Genomic DNA, 22,111 nt, shown 5'->3' on the forward strand with positions numbered 1-22,111 from the left:
TTATGGATACCGTGCGTGATATCGAACAAAACGTGTATTGATCGAGGGGAGCCGGTCTTGGCCGAAACACGCGATTTTAAAGCAGAGCCACCCGAGGGGATTGACCCTCTCGGGGCCTCAAGCGAGGGCGCCTCGCTTTATCAACTGATCAGGGAAGACATCATCGAAGGGCGGCTCGCCGCCAACGAGCGGCTTGTGGTAACCGATCTCGCCCGGCGTCACGGCACCTCGACCAACCCTGTGCGCGAAGCCCTGCAACTGTTGCGCGGCGAAGGCTTTGTCACCTTCGTTCCCAACCGCGGGGCGCGCGTTCGACCTATAGATCAGGATTTTGTCCGGGATATCTACGAGATCGGAGTCCTGATCGAGCCGGCTCTGACGCGATGGTTCGTGAATATGGCTACCGTCGAGGACATTGCTGAGCTCGAACGCATCCAGGGCCTGATCGAAGAGAATAACTTTGCCGACACGCTCAGGCACAGCGAACTGGATACCGCCTTCCATACCGTGATGTACCAGAGGCACTATAATCGCCATGCCGCCGAGCTTTGGTGGAAGCATCGGGAAGTGCTACGGGCGGTGAGCCGGCGCTTCAATTTCACGCTCGCCCGGCGCGCCGCGATCATTCGCGAGCACCGAGAGCTCATCGCGCATGTCAAAGCGGGAAATGCGGACGAGGCAGCCGAACTCATTGCACGCCATGTCGAGGGCTCCGGGCGGCATGTCCTCGAACACATGCGCGCACGCAACGCCGCGCGGGCAGGGTAGAATATCCGGTCTGGAACATCGCTATCCCGATCACTTCAGATAGAGGCAATTGAGATGAAAATCACGAGCATTCGGCCGTGGCTAATCAAGTCCGATGCTTCTTATTGGGGGGAGTACCTGTTCGTCGAAGTGTCGACCAACGAGGGAGTGAGTGGCTGGGGAGAGATCACCACCACGACAAAGCTGGCCAACCGCGCGCTATGCACGATCTTGCGACAGATCGGTGCCGCCGTGACAGGCGAGGATCCAGCGCGTATCGAGCATCTGTGGCATAAGATTTTCCGGAGCTTCACATATATGGGCAGCCGCGGCGCTGCCGTCGAATGCGTGAGCGCCATCGACATAGCCCTCTGGGACATCCGCGGCAAAGTCCTCGACAAGCCGATCTACGAGTTGCTGGGCGGACCGCTGCGCGACGAAATCGCCCTCTATACCCATCCCAACCAGGCCAAGTTCACCAGCAAGGAGGCTGTGGTTCGTGAAATTCGAGACATCGTCGAGTCCGGCCACACTGGGCTGAAGTTCGATCCGTTCCCGCACCAGGGCCGCACCACCGATGGACTGTCGCGCGAGCAGCGGGACGGCTACCTCGACGGCAGTATGACTCGCAAGGACGAGCGAGAGGCGGCCGAACTCACAGCTCTCATCCGCGAAACGGCAGGCCCCGATGTCGACATCCTCATCGATGCGCATGGCCGCTTCGACGTTCCCACCGCCATTCGCCTCTGTCGCAGCCTCGAGGAGGCTGGCCAGATCGACTGGTTCGAGGAACCTTGTCCGCCCGAAAGCCTCAACGCGCTCAAGCAGGTGCGCGAGAAGGTCAGCGCTGCCATCTCGTGGGGCGAGCGCGGTCACACGAAATGGGATTTCGTGCCGGTGCTCGAGAACAGGCTCGCTGACTACATCATGCCCGACGTGACCTGGACCGGCGGCATCACCGAGCTCAAGAAGATCTCCGCGCTGTGCGAGGCCTACTACATCCCGGTCTCGCCCCATGATGCCGCGGGACCGATAAACGTGGTTGCGGGAGCACAGGTGATGATGACCGTTCCCAACTTCTACAAACTCGAAACGTCGGAGTGGAACCTGGGAAAATACGATCACCTGATCGACAGACCACTCGACGTTTCGAACGGCAGCCTCAAGCTGACGTCGAGACCCGGTCTCGGCGTCGAGATGAACCGCGACTACCTGCAGGCTCACGAGATCGAGCTGAGTTAGCCGTGCCCGCCGGCCCATGTGCGGGTCATAAGCCCCATCGACCAGAACGAGGATAAGTCATGCCAGAGACGGGTGGAGCCGACGGGGCGCTCGATCGGGTGAACACGAATTCCAGGCCGTCCGAGCTCCGCATCACCGACATGCGGGTTGCCGAAATCGTCGGCGCGCCGTTCACCTCGGCCCTGCTCAAGATTTACACCAACCAGGGCATCGTCGGACTTGGCGAGGTGCGTGACGGCGCCAGCGCCACCTACGCGCTGATGCTGAAGAGCCGGCTGCTGGGCGAGAACCCTTGCGACATCGATCGCCTGTTCCGCCGCATCAAGCAGTTTGGCGGGCACGGCCGCCAAGGCGGCGGCGTCTCCGCAGTCGAGATCGCGCTGTGGGATCTCGCAGGCAAGGCCTATGGCGTCCCGATCTATCAGATGCTGGGCGGCAAGTTTCGCGATCACGTGCGCGTCTATTGCGATACCGACGCCGAGAAACCGAGCGGGACCGAAACCGGCAAGCGCCTCAAGGAGCGCATGGACCGCGGGTTCACATTCTTGAAGATGGACCTGGGTTTGATGCAGATCGCCCACGTTCCGGGCGCCGTCGTCGCGCCCGCCGGCGCTCTCGACGGGTTTCACGCCAATCCGCGCGGCCGTGGCGGCACACCCGAGGAGCGTAAGGCCCGCAACCTAGCCTACGATGCGCAGAACGTGCAGCACCCGTTCACGGGCCTGCATTTCACCGACAAGGGGATCGATCTGCTCGAACAATATATCCACGAGGTTCGCGAGGTCATCGGCTACGAGATCCCTTTAGCCATCGATCATGTCGGCCACATCTCGCTGCAGGACGGCATACGCCTGTCGCGCCGCATCGAGAAATACGTACCTGCCTGGCTCGAGGACGTGATCCCCTGGCAGTACACCGAGCAATACCGGCAACTGCAGCAAGCCACCACGGTGCCGATCTGCACCGGTGAGGACATCTACCTCAAGGAGGCCTTCGAGCCTCTGCTCAAGAGCGGCGGCCTCTCCGTTATCCACCCGGACCTGCTCACCAGTGGCGGCATTCTCGAGACCAAGAAGATCGGCGATATTGCGCAGAACCACGGCGTCGCCATGGCCATCCATATGGCAGAAAGCCCGATCGCCGCGATGGCCGCGGCGCATGTCGCCACCGCGACCGAAAACTTCATGGCGCTCGAATACCACTCCGCCGACGTCGACTGGTGGGACGATATCGTCACCGGTCTCCCCAGGCCGCTCGTCAAGGACGGCTTCATCACCGTGCCGGACAAGCCGGGCCTCGGGATCGACGACGTCGTCGACGAGGTCATCTCGCATCACCTGCAACCGGGTGTCACGGGGATATGGCAATCCACCGAGCATTGGGACAATGAATATAGCTGGGACCGGACCTGGAGTTAGCCCAGACCCCTTGCCCTCCAGGCTCACAGGGCCAACGACCGACCATTCGTGTCGACCTCCCCAGGGGAGACGCGAAGAAAGAAACGGACGAAACCATGATCTACGAACTGCGTAACTATGACTGCCTGCCGGGCAGGCTGCCGGCTTTGCTCAAGCGCTTTTCCGACCAGACGCTGGCCATCTGGGAGAGGCATGGCATCCGCCAAGCCGGGTTTTTCACCACGGCGATCGGCGAAAACAGCAATCGCCTCACCTATTTCCTCGCCTGGGAATCGCTGGCCGAGCGTGAGGCGAAATGGGCGGCTTTCGTCACCGATCCGGCATGGCACAGGGCCCGGGACGAGTCTGAGCGCGACGGGCAGATCATTGCCAATATCAGCAGCCAGCTGCTCACGCCGACAGCTTTCTCGTCTGTGAAATAGGACTGCGCCATGAAGATCACCGACCTGCGCTGCGCTGTGATAGGCAAGCACCCGATCGTGCGCATCGTGACCGATGAGGGCCTCTATGGCCTTGGCGAGGTCGAGTTCACCAAGACCTACCTCAAGCCCTTTGTGCTGCATTTCCGCGACGCGCTGATCGGCGAGGATCCGACAGACGTCGAGCGAGTGATGCTTAAGATCCGCCAACGCGGCTCGTTCAAGCCCTATGGTGCTGCCGTTTCCGCCATCGAGCATGCCTTGTGGGACATCGCCGGCAAGGCGGCAGGCGTGCCGGCCTACAAGCTGCTCGGCGGCAAGGTGCGCGACAAGGTGCGTGTCTACAACGGCTCGATCCGTCGCAAACGCACGGGCGATCGGCCGGAGGATTACGCCGCCGACGTCAAATGGATGATGGAGCAGCCGCAGAACTTCTTCATGATCAAGCAGGGAATCTCGTTCCATTCCAATATGAAGGACACCATCGAGGGCTTCCATTACGGCGTGACGCAGAAGAAGGCCGGCTATCACGGCGCCATGGATCAGGGCATGATCAGCGAGCGCGGTTTCAATCACATGCTCGACTGCGTGATCGCGATGAAGGAAGTGCTGGGCGACAAGGTCAGCCTGGCGCTCGACTGCGGCCCGGGCTGGATGTTGCCGGATGCGATCAGGTTCGCCCGCGCGGTCGAGAAGTACAATCTGATGTGGCTCGAGGACATGCTGACCGGCGACTATGTGCCCTGGGTCAATCCGCAGGCCTACCGGGAGCTGACGACCTCCACCTCGACGCCGATCCATACCGGCGAGCAGATCTACCTGCGCCACAATTTCAAGGAACTGATCGAGACCCAGGCGGTGCGCGTCATCGGCCCCGATCCGGCCGATATTGGCGGCATTGCCGAGCTCAAATGGGTCGCCGAGCACGCCTACATGCACTCAATCCTGATGGCGCCGCACGGCACCGCCAACGGCCTGCTCGGCCTCGGCGCGCTGATCAACGTCTGCGCCACCTTGCCCGCCAACTACGTGGCATTCGAATATCCCAGCGCCTCGGACCCGTGGTGGAACGATATCGTCATCGGCCTGCCCAAGCAGGTGGTAAAGGATTCGATGGTCGATCTGCTCGAAGCTCCCGGGCTCGGGCTCGACATCGACGCCCAGGGTGCCAAGCAGTATCTGCTGGCAGAGGACGCCGGGTTCTTCGACTGATTGGGCGTCAAGCCAGCCAGAGCGAGCAACCGGTGCCGGCGCCGGGCCGGCGGACCCAAGATTATCGCTTCAGTCGTCGCCGGTCTTGATCACGTCCCACGCGGCGGATGGTCGGCTCTCGTTCTCATGCGGTCGAGGAGGCGCGTGAACGCTCACCGGATGCGTTGTCCGTCTTCGCCGAAGAGCCGCGACGATGCGGGCGCAAAATGCAGGATGATCTTGTCGCCGGTCCTTGGTTGCGACGACCGCCGCTCCGCGATGATGGTCTCGCCGGTCGCCAGCGTTGCGTGGACATAGGACGTGGAGCCCATCGCTTCGACGAATTCCACCTTTGCCTCGAGGTCGATTCCGTTGTCCTGGTCGAGATGTTCGGGCCTCAAGCCCAGTTGCAGTTTCCGCCCGGGCTCAAGCGGGGTCTGTGCCGGGCTGTCCATCTCTTGGCCTCCAAACGCGAGACGGCCCCCCGCCTGCACAATGGCGGTCAGAAAGTTCATCCGCGGAGAGCCGATGAAACCCGCGACGAACGCGTTGTCGGGATCTTGATAGAGGTTTTGCGGTGTGCCGATCTGCTCGATGCGCCCACTGCGCAGCACGACGATCCGATCGGCCATGGTCAGCGCTTCAGTCTGGTCGTGCGTCACATAGATCATGGTGTTGCCAAGGACCCGGTGGAGCTTGGCGAGTTCCACGCGCATCTGCACCCGCAGCTCGGCATCCAGGTTGCTGAGCGGCTCATCGAAGAGAAACACCTTCGGGTCGCGCACGATCGCGCGCCCTATTGCCACCCGTTGGCGCTGTCCTCCCGAGAGCTGGGCCGGCTTGCGCTGCAAAAACTCTTCGAGCTGCAGGATCTTGGCCGCGCGCCCGACCTTGCTGGCGATTTCCTCCTTCGGGCGGTGCGCCATCCGCAGGCCGAAGCTCATGTTGTCCGCCACCGTCATGTGCGGATAGAGCGCATAGGACTGGAACACCATCGCCACTCCGCGGTCGGCAGGCTCGGCGTCTGTCACGTCGTCGCCGCCGATGAAGATCTCGCCCCCGCTCGTCTCTTCGAGCCCGGCAATCATGCGCAGCAGGGTGGATTTTCCGCAGCCCGACGGGCCAACGAATACGGCGAACTCGCCCTCCTCGATCGAAAGCGAGACATCGCGGATAACGTCCGTCGATCCAAAGCTCTTGCTAACCTGTTTCAGTTCGACACGCGCCATCGGCTAACCTTTCACTGCGCCCACGGCGATGCCCGAAACAATTCGTCGCTGGAACAGGATGTAAAGAACAACGATCGGCGCCGCCGCGATGACGATGCCAGCGGTAAACAGGGGTATCTGGTCCGAGTACTGGCCCTTGAGCGCGGAAATCCCCACCATGAGGGTGCGGTGCTTCTGCATGACCAGCAGGGAGATCAGAATGTCGTTCCAGCAGCTCAGCGTGTTGAGGATGGCCAGCGTCACCAATGCCGGCGTTCCCAGGGGCAGCATCACGTGCCACCAGACCTGCAGCAGCGAGGCCCCGTCGATCCGCGCCGCTTCGATCAGCTCGCGCGGCAGCCCGGAGTAGAACGCCGTCATCATGTAGACCGAGAAAGGCAGGAAAAATGCGGTGTAGGACAGGATGAGCCCGATGTGCGTGTTGACCAGGTTGAGGGCAAGCATCGTGCGCATGAAGGGCACGAGCACGACCTGCACGGGGATCATCAGCGACGACAGGATTACCGCGAACAGGAAGCGCCGATAGGGAAAGCGCAGCGACGCGAGGGCGAAGCCGGCCATGGAAGACACGACCATCAACAGGATGACCGCCCCGAGCGTCGCAATCACGGAATTGAGGAAATACTCATCAAGGTGCGCCCGGGTCCAGGCCTGCACGAAGTTGTCGAGCGTGGGCTGCGTGGCCAGCCCGAAGCGGTCGAGCATGTAATCGTGACGTGTCTTGAGTGCGTTGTTGACGGCGAAAAAGATCGGGTAGAGGCAGCTCAAGGCCAGCAACCCCATCGGGATCGCCGCGATCCTGAGGGTCAGACGCTGTCGTTTTCCTGCTCCTGGCACGACCCCTCCTTCAGATGTTCGCGTTGCGCGACAAAATGCGAATCTGCAGCCATGCGAGAATGCTCGTCATGAAAAACAGCACCATCGAGACAGCCGCGGCGTAGGCGGGCCGGTTGAGCTTTCCCTGTGCGGCCCAGATGAGATATTCGGGCACCGTCGTCGCCGTGCCAGGTCCGCCGCCGGTCAGCACGTAGATCAGGCCGAACATCGAAGTCAGCAGGCCGATGGTCGTGATCACCGTCGAGAACTCGATGATGGGGCGAAGCTCCGGGATGATGACATGCCACCAGATCTGCCACATCTTGGCGCCGTCGAGACGTGCCGCTTCGACCATTTCCTTGGACACGGTCGACAGCCCGGCAAGGAAGATCAGCACACCCATGCCGAAGGTCGACCAGCATTGGATCGCCAGCGTCACCGGAAGTGCGGTCGCCGAGTGGCCCAGCCAGTCCACGCCGCTGATCCCCGCGATGCCCAGCAACGCGTTCAGATTGCCATTGAAGCTCAGCACCACGCTGAAAATAGAACCGATGATGACGCTCGAGAGAATGGCGGGAAAGAAATAGACGGAGCGGAAAAACGTGCGCCCCGGCACGCCCTGGTGGATCAGGATGGCCAGCAGCATCGGGATGGTCACAAAGATCGGCACCGATAGCAGCACCACGACGGCGTTGGCCATGGCGGAGCGGAAATTCGGGTCGTCCAGTGCGCGCAGATAGTTGCCGGCGCCGATGAACTGGCCCGGGTCGGTCGACGTCGCGCTGGTCAGGGAGATGCCAAACCCCCAGAACAGCGGAAAGATGCGAAACACCAGGACAAGCAGGATGGCCGGAAGCAGGAACAACACCGCAACGCGCGCCTCTGTCCGGCGGCTCCGGCCTGGGCGGGTACCGGTCCGCGCGGCTTGGCCAGTCTGGTGTAACGAATTGGCGGTCATGGGCACGTCACTGATGCGGGGACGGGGGCGCGTCGCAGCGCCCCCACTGTCTGCGTGAGAAGATTGCTATTGCGGCTTGGCTTCAGCCTGGACCTTGTCCAGCGCTGTCGCGGCCTGGTCCACGGTGGTTTCACCGTTGAACAGGAGCTGGCTCTGGTGGTGCCATTCATCGAGCTCGGCCGCTGAAGAATTGGCATGCGTGGTCGGAACGGCCCTGGTCGCAAGCCAGCCCATGATCTGCTTGAGGCCAGGGCTGTCAATGCCGGATGTGTTGACTTCGGTGTTTGCTGGCACCGAGCCGGTGTCGTTGACCAGGTATGACAGGACTTCCGGCGAAGCGAGGATTCGCACCGCGTCGACGGCGAGATCGATGTTCGCGGAGTCCTTGTTCACGCCGTAGCCAACGCCGCCGTCAAGCGGAACGCCGGGGGCACCTTCATGCTGATCGGCAGCAACGGTCGGCGAGGGCATGGGATAGACCCCGACCTTGTCGACGCCCATGTTGGTCTCGAACTGCTTCCAATGCGCGACGTTGGAGAGCAGACCCATCACGTTGGCTCCGACACCTTGCTCGAAGAGGGCGAACTCATCCATGAACATGGTCTGCGAGTTACCGCCCTCCTGGTACCAGCCATTCTTGGCGGTATCGACCCAGGCCTGCAAGATCGTCTTGATCGGCGGATCCGACCAATGGAGCTTGCCTGCCAGCCAATCGGCCTGTTGCTGCGCGGTCAGCGACTGGTTCGCCGCTTCCGAAAGGAAGAACTCGGCGTTGTAGCCTTCCTTGTTGGCCATCATGAAGCATGCGGGTTTACCCTGCGCCTTGAAGGCGTCGCAGACCTTGGTCAGTTCGGCCCAACTCGTCGGCGGCTTCTCCGGATCGAGCCCTGCGGCCTTGTAAAGCGCTTTGTTGTAGTAGACGACGTGACCCTGCAGCGTCGTCGGGATGAAGTACAGCTTGCCATCAGGTCCGGTGAACGCGGACTTTCCAACGAGCTTCGGGATCAGGTCGGGCAGCTTGTCGTCGAGCGGGATCAGCCCGCCGACCAGGGCCTTGGCCTGGGCGCCGCCATTGGCCCAGATGACGTCAGGGCCTGCCTTCGAAGCGAGCGCGGTGCCCAGCAGCGTGTAGTACTCGGCGTCCGGTTGAGACAGGAGGTTGAGAGTTGCTCCCGGGTGCGCGGCCTCGAATGCGGCCTTCGCGTGATCGTAGTATGTCGCGTGGGCGGCATCGTCCACGTTGACGTCCCAGACGGTGATCTCCTGGGCCAGCGCCGGCGACGCCACCACCATGGTCGCAATAGCGGTCAATATCTTCAGCTTCTGCACGTCATTCCTCCCTTTTTATCTACCAGGCCTTCGCTTCATCCAGCGCTCGCTGCGAGTTTGGGATCCCGTCAACCCGCGGGTTGACGGGCGCTTCACCAAGGTCTTCGCGCGACAGGATTTCGGGGCGCGTCCAATCCAGACGCCCGGTCTCCGACAAGACCAGCCCATGGCCCGTTCGATCGGGCGCATGAATCCAGCCGTCATGAATTTCGATTGTTTGCTCGACCAGGTGATCGAAGTTCTGGAACGAGTATTCGAGCCACTCGACTTCGGGCAGCGCACAGGCCATGTGTACGCCGATTTCGAGAAACGTATTGCCAAGCGTCACCGGAACGCCGAGTTCGGCTGCCAGCCAGCCGATCCGCATCACGTCCGTCACCTGCCCATGGACATTCAGCATGTCGGTTGCGCCGGCCTGCATCAACAGGCGCTTGCCGGCCGCATCGAGGTATTCGCCTGAATTGATCATGGTCCACGGCGTTGCCGCCTTGAGGTTGCGAAGGCCGTCGAAGTCGTGGCGCAGGATAGGGTCCTCGACCCAAAGCAGATCAAAGCCAAGGCTATGAATTTTCTGCAGTTTTACCGATGCCTCCTTGGCCCCCCAAGCCTCGTTTGCGTCAATCATGATCGACGAGCCGGGCCGCACCGTCTTTCGCAACAGCTCCAGCCGGGACAAATCCCGGTCGAAATCGGGATGCCCCACCTTGATCTTGAACGCGCGATAACCAAGCGCCTCGGCATGGGCAAAGAACGCTTGGAATTCATCGTCGCTGAGGTGGAAATCGAGACCGGATGCGTAGGCTTTCACGCGTTTGCGTCGGCTCCCCAGGAGCTCGTGCAACGGCAGGCCGACCAGCTTCGCACTCAGATCCCACAACGCAACCTGGAGGGCTTCCTCGAAAGGTAAGCCGAAGGCGCGCCTGTTTCCGCCGCGGGGCCGCTGGACCCGATGCACGAGCCCCAAAGGCGATTGCCCTGCGAGATCGGGCCAAGCCTCCTCTTCAAAAACACGAACGATCTCGGCCTGGTCCGGCAAGGGGTGAAACAGGCTCTGGACAAAGCCCAGCCCGACCAGGCCATTCTCGGCAACGAGCTCAAGCGCGGCCACGTGTGCCGCATCGATGCGGACCTGACTGTCACCGATGGTCCGGTCACGAGCGAATTGATAGCGGGTAATGCGATACTCGGCGATGCGCATACTGCGTCTCTGATATGTCAGAATGCGCTTTAGATATTTCAGTTTTGGAAAAGAGGCAAGCGGCCAGGCGCAAAACCGTCCGGCAGGCAGGCACGCAAATGCAGTGGGCGACGCTTCGTCGACCGGTTAGCGGCCCTGGCTCGATGGCCGCGCGACGACCTGCAAGCAGCCCGGGATACCGGTTGCGCGCAGCGCAGTACCCCGGTCAGTCGTATCCCTGCAAAGGTCCATTGATAACCGGCAATGCGATACTTTACGATGGCACGGCCGGTAATGTTTTAGAATCATGTTTAGATATTTCAGATGCGAGGTCAAAAGTGGCGCAGCACGACGATCAGTCCGATGGGGCCGCCGGGGCGGCAGCCGGCCAACGCCTTGGCGATCGTGCCTACACGCGCATTCTTGAGACACTGTTTGAGCGGAAGATCCCCGCGGGGGCCTTTCTGTCGCAAGGCGATCTTGTCGAAATGCTGCAAATCCCGGTTGCGCCGCTGCGCGATGCGCTCAAGCTGCTCGAGGCAGAGGGGATCGTCATCATCCATTCGCGCTCGGGCATCCAGTTCGTCAAGCCCGGGTTCGAACTGACCAGGTCGACCTACCAGTTTCGCAGCATTCTGGAGCGTGCAGCGACAGGGGTTTACGCGCAAACCGCGGACGAGGCGGACCTGGCGGAACTGGAAAGACGTCATTTGGCGGTCATCGAGGAGATCGAGCGCGGTGGGCTCACCGACCTGGTCAGGGCCGACCTCGAGCAACTCGAGACCTTGCTGCATCACTCCATCATTGCCAGCCTGAACAATCCATTGATCGACAGTTCCTACAAGCGGCTTCACAACTACGTCCGGCTGATCCGGCTGGACAGAAAGGTCACCGTGCCTCTCGTGCTGCAATCCCTGCGCGAGCACATGCAGGTCATCCTGGCATGCAAGGCACGCGACCCGGAGGCGGCTGCGGCGGCCATGCAGGCGCATCTGGCCTCGGCCCTGCAGCGCGGTCTGGGCCTCTACTACGGCTACTAGGCTGACTGAGATCCCACGAAGCGGGCCAACAGTGACGCGGCTTCGGTGCCCGCCACGCCAAGGTCGCGGACGCTGCTCATGTGATTGGCCGCCGCAAGGGTCGTGCGCGAGACAGCCAGCCCTTGGTTTTCCAGGTGGCTCATGAACATCGCGGCCTGGCTGTGGAAGGGCGGCGTCTCATCGGCGCCGACCGAGATCTCTACGGCCACGGATGGATCGAAGCTGTGGTTGATCGGCGAGAACCGGCGGGCTTCTTCGTCGGTGATCGCGATCTCGGCGGCAAGGAATGACATTTGCAACGGCTTCAGGTCGTAAAGGCCGCCGAGCAGCAGCGCAGCTTTGATGCCGGACGGCCGGTCGTCGCCGTCGAAAAGCATCGTTGCCAGCTGCGCGCCGGCGGAATGACCGCTAACGGTCAGCAGATCGGGATCGCCGCCATGGTCCGCGATATGGTCAAGCACCCATCGCTTGGCGCGGCGCGTCTGGTCAACGATTTTTGCCATCCTGACTGCTGGCATCAGCGCATAGTCGACGATGACTGCGATCGCACCGGCGTTCGTGACGGTCTCGGCGACATAAGAATAATCACGCTTGGAGAACATGCGCCAATAGCCGCCGTGAATGAACATATGCACCGGCAGGCGGTCCCGTTTGCCCTCGGGAAAGAACAGATCGATGGTCTCGGTGGCGTCATCTCCGTAGGCGACGTCGCCGACCATTGGCACGTTCGCCCTGCTATCTTCGCTTCTGCGCACGATCTCGGCGACGATGTCGTCGAACTCGACCACATGATCGCGAATGCGAAACGGATCTTTGGCGTGTCCGCTCACAGGGTTACGGCGATGTACTTCGCCTCCATGAACTCGGCAACGCCGTGCTTTTGACCACCTTCGCGGCCCAGTCCGCTCTGCTTGACGCCGCCAAAGGGCGCCGCCGGATCCGACATCAGGCCGCGGTTCAGGGCGATCATGCCCGCCTCGATCTTCGATGCCACGCGCATCCCCCTGGCCAGGTCGCGCGTGTAGATATAGGCAGCGAGACCGTATTCGGTATCGTTGGCCCTCGCGATGGCGTCCGCCTCGCTGTCGAAGCGCATGATCGGAGCCACGGGGCCGAATATTTCCTCATGGATCATGGCGGCGTCAGTGGAAACGTCGCGAAGCACCGTTGGCGGGTAGAAGTAGCCCTTGCCTTCGGCAATCGCTCCGCCGCACAGAACCTTGGCGCCACGGGCGACCGCGTCCTGGACGAGACGATCGATCTTGTCCACGGCCTTGCTGGTGATCATCGGGCCGCACTCGGTTTCCGGGTGTGTGCCAGGACCTACATTGAGGGCAGCCATGCGTTTGCACAGCCCATCGGCGAAGGCATCATGAATGCCGGCCTGCACGTAAAGCCGATTGGCGGCGGTGCAGGCCTCGCCGGCATTGCGCATCTTGGCAACCATCGCACCGTCGAGCGCTGCTTCCAGGTCGGCGTCGTCGAAGACAATGAACGGTGCATTGCCGCCAAGTTCCATCGAACAGGAGATGACGTGCTTGGCGGCTTCGGCCAGGAGCACCCGGCCGATACCGGTCGAGCCGGTGAATGACAGTTTTCGCACGCGTGGATCGGCCAGCATGGCAGCCGTCACCGGCCCCGGCGTCGAGGTCGTGAGCACGTTTACGACGCCGGGCGGCACGCCGGCTTCCTCGTAGAGCGCTGCAAGCGCATAGGCCGTCAGTGGCGTCTCGCTGGCTGGCTTCAGGATCACAGTACAGCCGGCCGCGAGCGCCGGCGCGATCTTGCGCGTCGCCATGGCTGCCGGAAAATTCCATGGCGTGATGAGCACGCAAATGCCGATGGGCTGGTAGTCGACAATGATCCGGTTGGCGCCCGAGGGCGCAAGGCCGAACTCACCGCTGATGCGGACCGCCTCCTCGGCGTTCCAGCGAAAGAACTCGGCGGCGTAGGCGACCTCACTGCGCGCGTCACGCAGCGCCTTGCCGTTCTCCAGCGAGATCAGCGCAGCCAATATCTCCGCCCGTTCGGTCATCAGTTCGAAGCAGCGCCGCAGGATTTCCGAACGCCTGCGTGGCGAGGTCTCGCGCCAGCCGGCCGCTGCCTTCGAGGCCGCGTCGACGGCTGCGGCGGCGTCGGCAAGCGTGGCATCGGGAACCGCCGCGATCACGGCTTCGGTTGACGGATCGACCACTTCGATCACGCGGCCCTCCGACGAGGGCTGCCAGCGTCCGCCAATGTAGAGACCGTGCGAGACCGTGGCGTAATCGAACATATCTTGATCCTCGTCGGATATGCCTGCGGCGATATTCATGGGGTGAGCTCCTGGTCGATCACATCATGGTGGCGGACATGTCGCCATCATAAGCAGCCCTGACCAGCCGTCGCATCGCGGCGAGGTCGAACGGACGCGGATTGTTCTTGATCAACCGGTCGATGCCGAGCGCCTGCTCGGCCGTCCAGTCGATCCTGTCTTCGGGAAGGCCAAGATTGGCCAAGTTCGGTGGGATGCCGATGGCGGCAAACAGCCGGCTCACCTCGCGGATGGTGGCGTGCGCCGATGCATCGGCGCCGTCGCCGCTCTGACGGGAAAGGCCGAGAGCGGCGCCAACTTCGGCAATCTCTGCGGCCGCGGCGGGAAGGTTGTAGCTCATCACATATGGCAGCATGGTGGCGACGCCCAGACCATGCGCGGTATGTGTAACTGCGCCGACCGGATACTGCACCGCGTGAGCGGCGGCCGTTCCGGCGGTGCCGAAGGCGCAACCGGCGGCCAGCGCTCCCATCATAACGTCGGCGCGCGCATTCCCGTCCGATCCGTCGCGATATGCCTTTTCGAGACTGCTACCGAGCAGCCTGATAGCCAGAAGCGCGAAATGATCGGTCAGGGCGCTCTTGCCGACAAAGACATGCTGCTGCGGCAAGCGGGGATCATCACCGCGTCTGGCTGCGGTGAAGGCCTCGATTGCGTGCGTCAACGCGTCGGCACCGGCGATCGCCGTCAGGGACGGGGGGCACGTCGCCGTCAGATCCGGATCGCAAAGCGCCACCGCGGCGATGAGGTGAGGACTCGAGATACCCACTTTCAGGGTGCGATCGGGATCGGAAATCACGGCGACGGGGGTCACCTCGGAGCCTGTCCCGGCCGTCGTCGGCACTGCGATCACGGGAAGGGTAGGGCCTGGTACGTTGAACTCGCCATAGTAATCCTGGGGCCTGCCACCATGGCTGAGCAGAAGTGCTGCGCATTTGGCCATGTCGAGGCAGCTGCCCCCGCCGATCCCGATCACCATGTCCGGCTTGAAATCCTTCGCCTGCGCAATGCAGGCGGCGACGCTGTCGCGGGGCACATCCGGCAGCGTTCGGTCGTAGACCAGCGTCTCTATCGCCGCATTGTGCAAGCCCGCAAGAATTTCGGCGAGCTGCGAAGTCGCCGCGAAACGCTCGTCGGTGCAGACGAACGCGCGCCGCCCAAATTTGGCGGCAACGGCAGGCAGCACATGACGCTGGCCTTTGCCGAACAGGATCTCGCGCGGCAGGCGCGCGGCTGCGAACAAGGTCATGGACGGCATCCTTCAGTTCCAGAGGCCGGGCCTCGACGTCCGGGTCATTTCCCAAAATATCCTCTCTTAAATCGTATAGGATATAGGATTGAATTGACCGAACCATCGTGCTAGTGAGTGCTCCTGTCAAGAGGGTAAACAATGCAGAACGCGGACCTGACGGAAGCTCCTTCGACAGCCCGTATCCAGCGCGCCAACAGCCTGGCCGGCGACGTTTACGAGGCAATCTTCGCGCAGCTGATGTCGCTCAGGATTGCTCCGGGATCGCGCATCACCGTCGACAATCTCGTGAAGGAATTCAACGTCTCGCATACCCCCATTCGCGAAGCGCTTGGCAGGTTGGAGGGTGAGGGCCTGGTGTTGAAGACCCACCTGATCGGCTATCGGGCCGCCCCGCAAATCACCCGCCGCCGCTTTGACGAGCTTTACGAGCTGCGCCTTCTGCTTGAGCCAGCTGCCGCGGCCAAAGCCACTGCAAGACTGGACGACGAGCGCCTGACCGTGCTGCAGGAAGCGGCTGGCGTCATGGCCCGGCGAGAGGGGAAAGACGAACGCCTGCGTTATTCGAACTTCGCCCGTCAGGATGCGATCTTCCACGACAAGATCGTCGAGTTCGCCCAGAACGAGCTCATTCGCGAGACGCTCAATCACCAGCATACCCACTTCCACATCTTCCGCTTGATGTATCACTCACGCGTGACCGAAGAGGCACTCGACGAGCATGAGGCCATCCTCGCCGCCTTCTCCGCGGGCGATCCGGACGCCGCCGAAAAAGCCATGCGCGTGCACATCGAGAATTCGCGGGACCGGCTCCTGCCTGCGTTCGAGTAGCCATCGCGATCTCGCTTGCCCGGGGACCGTCAAGCTCGACGGGCCGCCGATCGCCCAGCCAACGCCAAGGAAAACTATTCCCCGACTTAACCGCTCTGCTCCGATTTCGATCCCTGTCTGGCGAGGCGCCAAATGCACCTCGCCTTCCCACAAACCGAGAGGAAGACCATGCCAGGAAAAAAGATACTGATGCTGACGGGCGAATTCACCGAGGAATATGAAATCTTCGTCTACCAGCAGGCGATGGAGGCCGTCGGCCATACTGTTCATGTCGTCTGCCCCGACAAGAAAGCCGGCGACCTGATCAAGACATCGCTGCACGATTTTGAAGGCGATCAGACCTATACCGAAAAGCCCGGTCACAATGCGCTGATCAACAAGACCTTTTCCGACGCCGAGAAGCAACTGAGCCAATACGACGCCGTCTACTGCGCCGGCGGGCGCGGACCGGAATATATCCGCACCGACAAGCGCGTGCAGGCGATGGTGCGCCACTTCCACGAGGCGAACAAACCGATATTTACGATCTGCCACGGCGTCCAGATCCTGATAGCGGTGGACGGCGTCGTCCGCGGCAAGAAGGTCGGCGCGCTCGCGGCTTGCGAACCGGAGGTGACGCTGGCAGGCGGCACGTACATCGACCTGTCGCCCACCGATGCCTATGTGGATGGGACGATGGTTTCGGCGAAAGGTTGGACGGCGCTTGCGGCGTTCATCCGTGAATGCCTGAAGGTGCTGGGAACGGAAATCCGCCACGCGTAAGCGTTTGGTCCCGACGCATCCCGCAATGGATGCGTCGGCCCCCTTCAAAGGTGGCTCGATTCCATCATTCGTCAAATACGATCAGCGAACGCATCAGCGTTTCTCTTGCCGAGCCCAGATGTGCTCGGCAGGCTCGCTCAATGCGCTCGGGATCGCGGCTTTCGAGCGCATCGATATAGGCAAGATGCTCCAGGATCGCCGCCTGGTTGCGCTGCTTCTCGTCATGTTTGTTCCACTGATAGTGGTAGTGAAAAATGAAGCTGATGATATCGTAGAAATCGTCGATGAAGCGGTTCGGCGAAGCCTCGTTTATGAGCCGGTGAAACCGGTTATCGAGGCCTGAAAAGTCGTGGAAGCGGCTTTCAATCCGCTTCAGCAGTTCGGTATGCGCAATCTTGAGCACGGCCAGCTTCTCCCACAGGGGAGAAGTGTCGGCCTGCTGTGAAAACAGATGCGCCGAGCGCAGCTCGAACATTACGCGGATCTCGAACAGCTCAAGTGCGAAATCTTCCGTAAAGCCCTTGAAAAGCCAACCCGTGTTCGGCCTTTTTTCGAGCAGCCCAAATCGGCTAAAGCGGATCAGGAACTCGCGAATTCCGTTGGTTGCGACACCGAACTGCCGCGCAAGCTCGAGCTCGTTGATGCTGGTGCCGGGTCTGGTGTCACCGCGCAGCATCCACTCCATGAATTGCTGCTCGACGTGCTTGGCGCGTGATGTGGTTTCGGCGTCGGGATAGTAATCGTTATCCTCGACCGCTCGGCCTGCCGTCCTGACGCCGCCGCGCTCGGCGATAAGGTCGCGGCGGGCAAGTTCTCTCAGGACCTTTCGGACAGTCGTGCGGCTGACTCCCATTCGCCGTCTAAGCTCATTTTCGGAAGGAAGCTCGCCGGTCAATTGTCCGTCGTGCAGCATACTGGCGACCCGGTTGAAAGCCTTCTTGTAGACAGTGTCGGTTCGCATAGGATCTACCTCAGAGCATTACCTTGTTCTTTCCAGCGTGAACTTTATCCATAAAAAACAACTTGACCAAGGGATACTCTGGTTGTTTTTTATCGATAAGAGGAAGCTAAAATACAGCACAAGTTTTTTGACGACGAGGCTTACAAAAGCCCCGGCGGGGAGGGGAACTTGCCTGAAACGGGAGACACCGGCACCACTGTCGGCGAGGCCGCATTGCGAGCACCCAGGAAGCAAGAAGCTGTTCCCGGACTCGCGCTGGGCTTGGCCCTGCTGAGTGCTGGCCCGGTTGTTATCCTGGCGCTGCTGATTGTCGTTCTCAGTTTTTTGTCGCCCTATTTCTTGACCGGACGCAACCTCAGCAACATCCTCGCCCAGACCGCCGTCATCTCTGTTGTGGCGATGGGCCAGCATCTTGTCATCCTGACACGCGGGATCGATCTGTCCGTCGGCTCGAACGTGGCACTGGCTTCGGTCGTCGGCGCGCTCAGCTTCCATGCCGGCGCTCCCGCCGTCCTGGTAATCGCGGTCATGGTTGGCTGCGGTGCGGCGGTCGGCGCCATCAACGGGCTCTTCTACGTCTTCGGTCGGTTGCCGCATCCGTTCATCATCACGCTGGCGACATTGAGCATCGCCAAGGGATTGGCGCTCCAACTCGCCGACGGGCGGGCCATTCCCGGCATGCCGGATGCCATCGATGCGCTTGGCCGCGAGGCGGTCTGGGGTCTGCCGGGATCGGTATTTGTGGTCGCGGGCGTTGCCGCGGTGATTTTCGTCATGGCCAAGACGATGGTCTGGGGGCGCTGGATCTATGCCGTTGGCGGCCGGCCCGACGCCGCAGTCCGCATGGGTATTCCCGTCTCCTGGGTCCTGGTTTCGGTCTATGTGATCTCAGGACTGTGCGCCGGCGTCGGTGCGGTCATCCTTGCCGGCCGCACCGACGCCGGTTCGCCCTTGTTCGGCAATCTGCTGGAACTGGATACGATCGCGGCGGTGATCATCGGCGGTGCCAGCTTTCTCGGCGGCCGCGGCCATCTTGGCCATGCCTTGATCGGCGCCATCATGATCGGCGTCATCCGCAACGCGCTCAACCTGCTCAACGTCAACGTCTTCTTCCAACTCATCGTTATCGGGGTGGTCATCGTCATAGCGGTCGAGTCCGATGTGTTGCGCAACTATCTTGAAGGGCGCGTGCGCGTCATGCAGGCCGGGAGGCAGTCGTGAGTGCCGTTCCAGCAGGCGTCGATCATGCAGCCACCGCTGAATATCCTGTGCTTGCGGTACGCGGCGCGACCAAGCGTTTCGGCTCGGTTGTGGCGCTGGACGACGTCAGCATCGAGGTCCGACGCGGCGAGATCTTGGGGCTTCTTGGCGACAACGGCGCTGGCAAGTCGACGTTGACCAAATGCATCAGCGGAGTGCACCAACTCGATGCCGGCGCGATCCTCCTGGACGGTGCGCCAACGCAGATACGCTCCCCTGCGGATGCGCGCTTCGCCGGCATCGAGACTGTCTACCAGGATCTGGCGCTGTTCGACAATCTGACGCCAGGACAGAACTTCTTTGCCGGTCGCGAACTGGCGGGGCCGCAATGGCTTCCTCGCGGCATGCGATTTCTTCAACAGCGCCGGATGGATGCCGAAACGCGCATTCTGCTCGCCAATTTGAAAGTCACGTTGCCAAGGCTGGACGCCGTCGTTGCCATGATGTCGGGTGGACAAAGGCAAGCCATTGCGGTGGCCCGGTCGACCGTGTTTGCCCGCAAGGTCGTGATCCTGGACGAGCCGACCGCCGCACTTGGGCTGCGTGAATCGCGGCAAGTGCTCAACTTGGTCGCCGCCCTGCGCAACCAGGGCAACGCCGTCATCCTGATAACCCACAACATGGAGCATGTCGTCGAGCTTGCCGATCGCGCCGTGGTGCTTCGCCAGGGCCGCAAGGTCGGTGAGCTGATGCCGACCAAGGACAACAAGCAGGAACTGGTCTCCATGATCGTGGGAGCCTGATCCGTTCGAGATTTGGGGACCGTTCCGGTCCGCAAATGACTGAAGCGACTTCCGTCGGAAGCCGCCTCAATTCCAAGGGAGGAATGGAATGCCAATAAACCGAAAACTGTTCGCTGGGCTGGCGATCGGCGTTGCGTGTGCGATGCCGGCTTCGGCGGCCGACAAGATCAAGGTCGGCCTGATTACGAAATTCCCGGTGCCGTTCTACTCGACCATGGAGGATGCCGCCAAGAAATACGCGGCCGCTCATCCTGAAGTCGAGTTGGTCACCGGCCAGGGCCAGGCGGCAACCGACATCGAGGGCCAGATTGCCCTGATCGAATCGATGATCACGCAAGGGGTCAAGGGTCTGGCGATCACTCCCGTCGATCCGACCGTCGCGCCGACGCTCGACAAGGCGGTCGCTGCCGGCATCAAGGTGGTTCTCGTCGACAACGGTATCCCGGACTGGAAAGGCCAGACCGCGTTGGTTTCGACCAACAACCTCAACGGCGGCAAGATCGCCGGAGAGTATCTGAAGACAGTGCTCAAGAGCGGCGACAAGATAGGTATCCTGCAAGGCGTTCCGGGAGTGCCTGCGCTGGACGACAGGGTCACCGGCATGATGGAGGGGCTCGGCGACGTCAAGGTGGACGTCGTCGGCAAGGGTGCAACCAATTGCACGCTCGAACTTGGCACGTCGGTGACCGAGGACATCCTGACCGCCAATCCCGATCTCAAGGCAATCTACGCAGCCTGCGGACCGCCTATCCCAGGAGCCGTCAAGTCGATCAGCAATGCGGGGATCGCCAACGACAAGATCATCCTTGTCGGCTTCGACGCCTGCTGCGGTGAGATCGAAGCGATCAAGTCCGGCGCGGAAGATGCCAGCGTTGCGCAATTTCCGGCAAAAATGGGCGAACTTGGCATCGATACTGTCGTCAAGGCGATCCGCGGGGAGACCGTCGAAGCCAATGTGGATACCGGGGCAGGACTGGTGACGCTGCAGAACGTCAAAGACTTCGAATAGGCTCCACACCTTGGCCCGGCGGTGATCTCCGCCGCCGGGTTCTTTTTGAAACATTTCAGGAAGACAATTCGCATGAAAGCGCTCGTATGCCGAAAGCCCGGCGAACTGATCTTCGAGGATCGCCCGGCGCCCGGCCCGCCTGGCGCCGGATGGGCGCTGGTCAGCATCAGCCATGTCGGCATCTGTGGCACCGATTACCACATCTTTGAGGGCAAGCATCCCTACCTGGCCTATCCACGTGTCATGGGGCATGAACTCTCTGGCACCGTGACTGCGGTTGGCGAAGGCGTCACCATCGAGGTCGGTGAGCGGGTCGTCGTAAATCCCTATTTTGCCTGCGACAAATGCATTGCCTGCCGTCACGGCAAGCCGAATTGCTGCGTATCGATCGAGGTGTTGGGCGTTCATCGCGACGGCGGCATGTGTGAGGAATTGCTGGTGCCTGCCGGCAACCTCTACCCGGTCGCAGGACTGCCGCTCGTTCACGCGGCGGCTGTCGAGTTCCTGGCGATCGGCGCTCACGCGGTGAGACGCTCCGAGCTTGCTGCCGGCGCACATACGCTGGTCGTCGGCGCCGGGCCCATCGGACTGGGTACGGCATTGTTTGCGCGTATTGCCGGCCAAGCGGTGACGCTCATGGACACCAGCACGGAACGGCTCGACTTCGCCGAAAGCCAACTCGGGTTTCCCGTCATTGATGGTGCTTCGGTTTTACCTGTCGATCTGGTGAGAGAACGAACCGATGGCGATTGCTTCGACCTCGTCTTCGATGCGACCGGCAGCAAGGCTTCGATACAGGCAGCTTTCGGTTACGTGGCCCACGGCGGTGCCCTGGTAATGGTAAGCGTGATCAAGGACCAGATCAGCTTCTCCGACCCCGAATTCCACAAACGCGAGATGATGCTGATCGGCAGCCGCAACGCGCTTCGCGTCGACTTCGACCACGTCATGGCGGCAATGCACGACGGCGCCATACCCGTGGACAAGCTCACAACGCACCACACCACCGTTCAAAACAGCCCGCGCGATATTTCTCACTGGGCAAATCAGAAATCGGGGCTTATCAAGGCCGTGATCGCCTTCTAGGGCCTCCAAAGCAGCAGCTCAACTGAACAAACGCGGGCCGAACCTATCTCACAAAGTGGTTGTGTTCGACACTGGCGACCGGTTACTAAAGGGCTAGTTGTCGTCACGTTTCGAGGTGGGTTAGTCTTCCTGGTTTGCCAGCCGTGCTAAATCGGATGGCTGTCTCGTGGTTTAGATCCGTTGAAATGGGGTGAACGGGCATGGGCATTCTGGACTTCATTTCCAAGCAATTTATCGACGTCATCCAGTGGACTGCAGACGAACCGGGCGTGCTGGCCTCTCGGTTCCCAATGTCCGGCATGGAAATCCAGAACGGCGCCCAGCTCGTGG

Annotated in this window: 21 protein-coding genes; 12 read left to right on the top strand and 9 right to left on the bottom strand. The window is 61.5% G+C overall.

Annotation, left to right across the window (positions count from 1 at the left end; genetic code table 11):
• Positions 1–57: 57 nt before the first annotated feature.
• The 5 genes from EN781_RS00750 (at position 58) to EN781_RS00770 (ending at position 5,038) form a co-directional block, all read left to right on the top strand.
• Complete coding sequence (locus EN781_RS00750) at positions 58–768, top strand: GntR family transcriptional regulator (protein WP_126056171.1); 711 nt, start codon at positions 58–60, stop codon at positions 766–768.
• A gap of 54 nt (positions 769–822) precedes the next feature.
• A complete protein-coding gene (locus EN781_RS00755; RefSeq protein ID WP_126056170.1) occupies positions 823–1,989 on the top strand; it encodes a mandelate racemase/muconate lactonizing enzyme family protein in 1,167 nt (388 codons plus the stop codon).
• 59 nt (positions 1,990–2,048) lie between these two features.
• Entirely contained in the window at positions 2,049–3,407 is a 1,359-nt protein-coding gene (locus EN781_RS00760) for a mandelate racemase/muconate lactonizing enzyme family protein (protein WP_126056169.1), read from the top strand.
• Between the two features lie 95 nt (positions 3,408–3,502).
• Positions 3,503–3,829 carry an NIPSNAP family protein gene (locus EN781_RS00765; RefSeq protein WP_126056168.1) on the top strand — a complete coding sequence of 109 codons (327 nt, stop codon included), beginning with the start codon at positions 3,503–3,505 and terminating at the stop codon, positions 3,827–3,829.
• A 9-nt stretch (positions 3,830–3,838) separates the two neighbouring features.
• Positions 3,839–5,038, top strand: coding sequence for a mandelate racemase/muconate lactonizing enzyme family protein (locus EN781_RS00770; RefSeq protein ID WP_126056167.1), 1,200 nt, complete (start codon positions 3,839–3,841; stop codon positions 5,036–5,038).
• Between the two features lie 152 nt (positions 5,039–5,190).
• On the opposite strand, the gene ugpC is transcribed toward EN781_RS00770, so the two are convergent.
• The 5 genes from ugpC to EN781_RS00795 form a co-directional block, all read right to left on the bottom strand.
• Positions 5,191–6,246: a sn-glycerol-3-phosphate ABC transporter ATP-binding protein UgpC gene (gene ugpC, locus EN781_RS00775; RefSeq protein ID WP_127399680.1), complete on the bottom strand. Its 1,056-nt coding sequence runs from the start codon at positions 6,244–6,246 to the stop codon at positions 5,191–5,193.
• 3 nt (positions 6,247–6,249) lie between these two features.
• Entirely contained in the window at positions 6,250–7,083 is an 834-nt protein-coding gene (locus EN781_RS00780; RefSeq protein WP_210211290.1) for a carbohydrate ABC transporter permease, read from the bottom strand.
• A 10-nt stretch (positions 7,084–7,093) separates the two neighbouring features.
• Positions 7,094–8,020, bottom strand: a complete 927-nt coding sequence (locus EN781_RS00785; RefSeq protein WP_126056165.1) for a sugar ABC transporter permease — start codon at positions 8,018–8,020, stop codon at positions 7,094–7,096.
• Between the two features lie 66 nt (positions 8,021–8,086).
• Positions 8,087–9,349 carry an extracellular solute-binding protein gene (locus EN781_RS00790; RefSeq protein WP_245455566.1) on the bottom strand — a complete coding sequence of 421 codons (1,263 nt, stop codon included), beginning with the start codon at positions 9,347–9,349 and terminating at the stop codon, positions 8,087–8,089.
• A 19-nt stretch (positions 9,350–9,368) separates the two neighbouring features.
• Positions 9,369–10,547, bottom strand: coding sequence for a mandelate racemase/muconate lactonizing enzyme family protein (locus EN781_RS00795; RefSeq protein WP_126056164.1), 1,179 nt, complete (start codon positions 10,545–10,547; stop codon positions 9,369–9,371).
• A 317-nt stretch (positions 10,548–10,864) separates the two neighbouring features.
• Here EN781_RS00795 and EN781_RS00800 point away from each other — a divergent pair, with 317 nt between their 5' ends.
• Positions 10,865–11,566, top strand: coding sequence for a GntR family transcriptional regulator (locus tag EN781_RS00800; RefSeq protein WP_127282711.1), 702 nt, complete (start codon positions 10,865–10,867; stop codon positions 11,564–11,566).
• Here EN781_RS00800 and EN781_RS00805 read toward each other — a convergent pair.
• Genes EN781_RS00805 through EN781_RS00815 form a run of 3 tightly spaced genes read right to left on the bottom strand, consistent with a single transcriptional unit; the run spans position 11,563 to position 15,129 of the window.
• Positions 11,563–12,396, bottom strand: a complete 834-nt coding sequence (locus EN781_RS00805; RefSeq protein WP_126056163.1) for an alpha/beta hydrolase — start codon at positions 12,394–12,396, stop codon at positions 11,563–11,565. The two genes, EN781_RS00800 and EN781_RS00805, sit on opposite strands and share 4 nt — an antisense overlap.
• Entirely contained in the window at positions 12,393–13,841 is a 1,449-nt protein-coding gene (locus EN781_RS00810; RefSeq protein WP_245455718.1) for an NAD-dependent succinate-semialdehyde dehydrogenase, read from the bottom strand. Before EN781_RS00810 ends, EN781_RS00805 begins: the two co-directional genes overlap by 4 nt.
• A gap of 58 nt (positions 13,842–13,899) precedes the next feature.
• The gene (locus EN781_RS00815; RefSeq protein ID WP_126056161.1) at positions 13,900–15,129 is read right to left on the bottom strand and encodes an iron-containing alcohol dehydrogenase; all 1,230 of its coding nucleotides are present in this window, start codon (positions 15,127–15,129) and stop codon (positions 13,900–13,902) included.
• A gap of 141 nt (positions 15,130–15,270) precedes the next feature.
• On the opposite strand from EN781_RS00815, the gene EN781_RS00820 reads away from it, so the two are divergent.
• Positions 15,271–15,960 (top strand): GntR family transcriptional regulator, encoded by a 690-nt coding sequence (locus EN781_RS00820; RefSeq protein ID WP_126056160.1) that lies wholly within the window; start codon positions 15,271–15,273, stop codon positions 15,958–15,960.
• A 168-nt stretch (positions 15,961–16,128) separates the two neighbouring features.
• Entirely contained in the window at positions 16,129–16,722 is a 594-nt protein-coding gene (locus tag EN781_RS00825) for a DJ-1/PfpI family protein (protein WP_126056159.1), read from the top strand.
• 64 nt (positions 16,723–16,786) lie between these two features.
• On the opposite strand, the gene EN781_RS00830 is transcribed toward EN781_RS00825, so the two are convergent.
• Positions 16,787–17,683 carry a GntR family transcriptional regulator gene (locus EN781_RS00830; protein WP_126056158.1) on the bottom strand — a complete coding sequence of 299 codons (897 nt, stop codon included), beginning with the start codon at positions 17,681–17,683 and terminating at the stop codon, positions 16,787–16,789.
• Between the two features lie 168 nt (positions 17,684–17,851).
• Between EN781_RS00830 and EN781_RS00835 the strand changes: the two genes are divergently transcribed.
• The 4 genes from EN781_RS00835 to EN781_RS00850 all read left to right on the top strand — a co-directional run bounded on the left by EN781_RS00835 (position 17,852) and on the right by EN781_RS00850 (position 21,781).
• Positions 17,852–18,904, top strand: a complete 1,053-nt coding sequence (locus EN781_RS00835; protein WP_245455565.1) for an ABC transporter permease — start codon at positions 17,852–17,854, stop codon at positions 18,902–18,904.
• Positions 18,901–19,686: an ATP-binding cassette domain-containing protein gene (locus EN781_RS00840; protein ID WP_126056157.1), complete on the top strand. Its 786-nt coding sequence runs from the start codon at positions 18,901–18,903 to the stop codon at positions 19,684–19,686. The genes EN781_RS00835 and EN781_RS00840 overlap by 4 nt, the downstream gene beginning before the upstream one ends.
• A gap of 88 nt (positions 19,687–19,774) precedes the next feature.
• Positions 19,775–20,695, top strand: coding sequence for a sugar ABC transporter substrate-binding protein (locus tag EN781_RS00845; RefSeq protein ID WP_126056156.1), 921 nt, complete (start codon positions 19,775–19,777; stop codon positions 20,693–20,695).
• Positions 20,696–20,767: 72 nt separating this feature from the next.
• Positions 20,768–21,781, top strand: a complete 1,014-nt coding sequence (locus EN781_RS00850; RefSeq protein ID WP_126056155.1) for a zinc-binding alcohol dehydrogenase family protein — start codon at positions 20,768–20,770, stop codon at positions 21,779–21,781.
• Positions 21,782–22,111 lie beyond the last annotated feature (330 nt).

Origin of the sequence: Mesorhizobium sp. M4A.F.Ca.ET.090.04.2.1, from assembly GCF_003999085.1 — a bacterium.
Classification (GTDB): Bacteria; Pseudomonadota; Alphaproteobacteria; order Rhizobiales; family Rhizobiaceae; genus Mesorhizobium.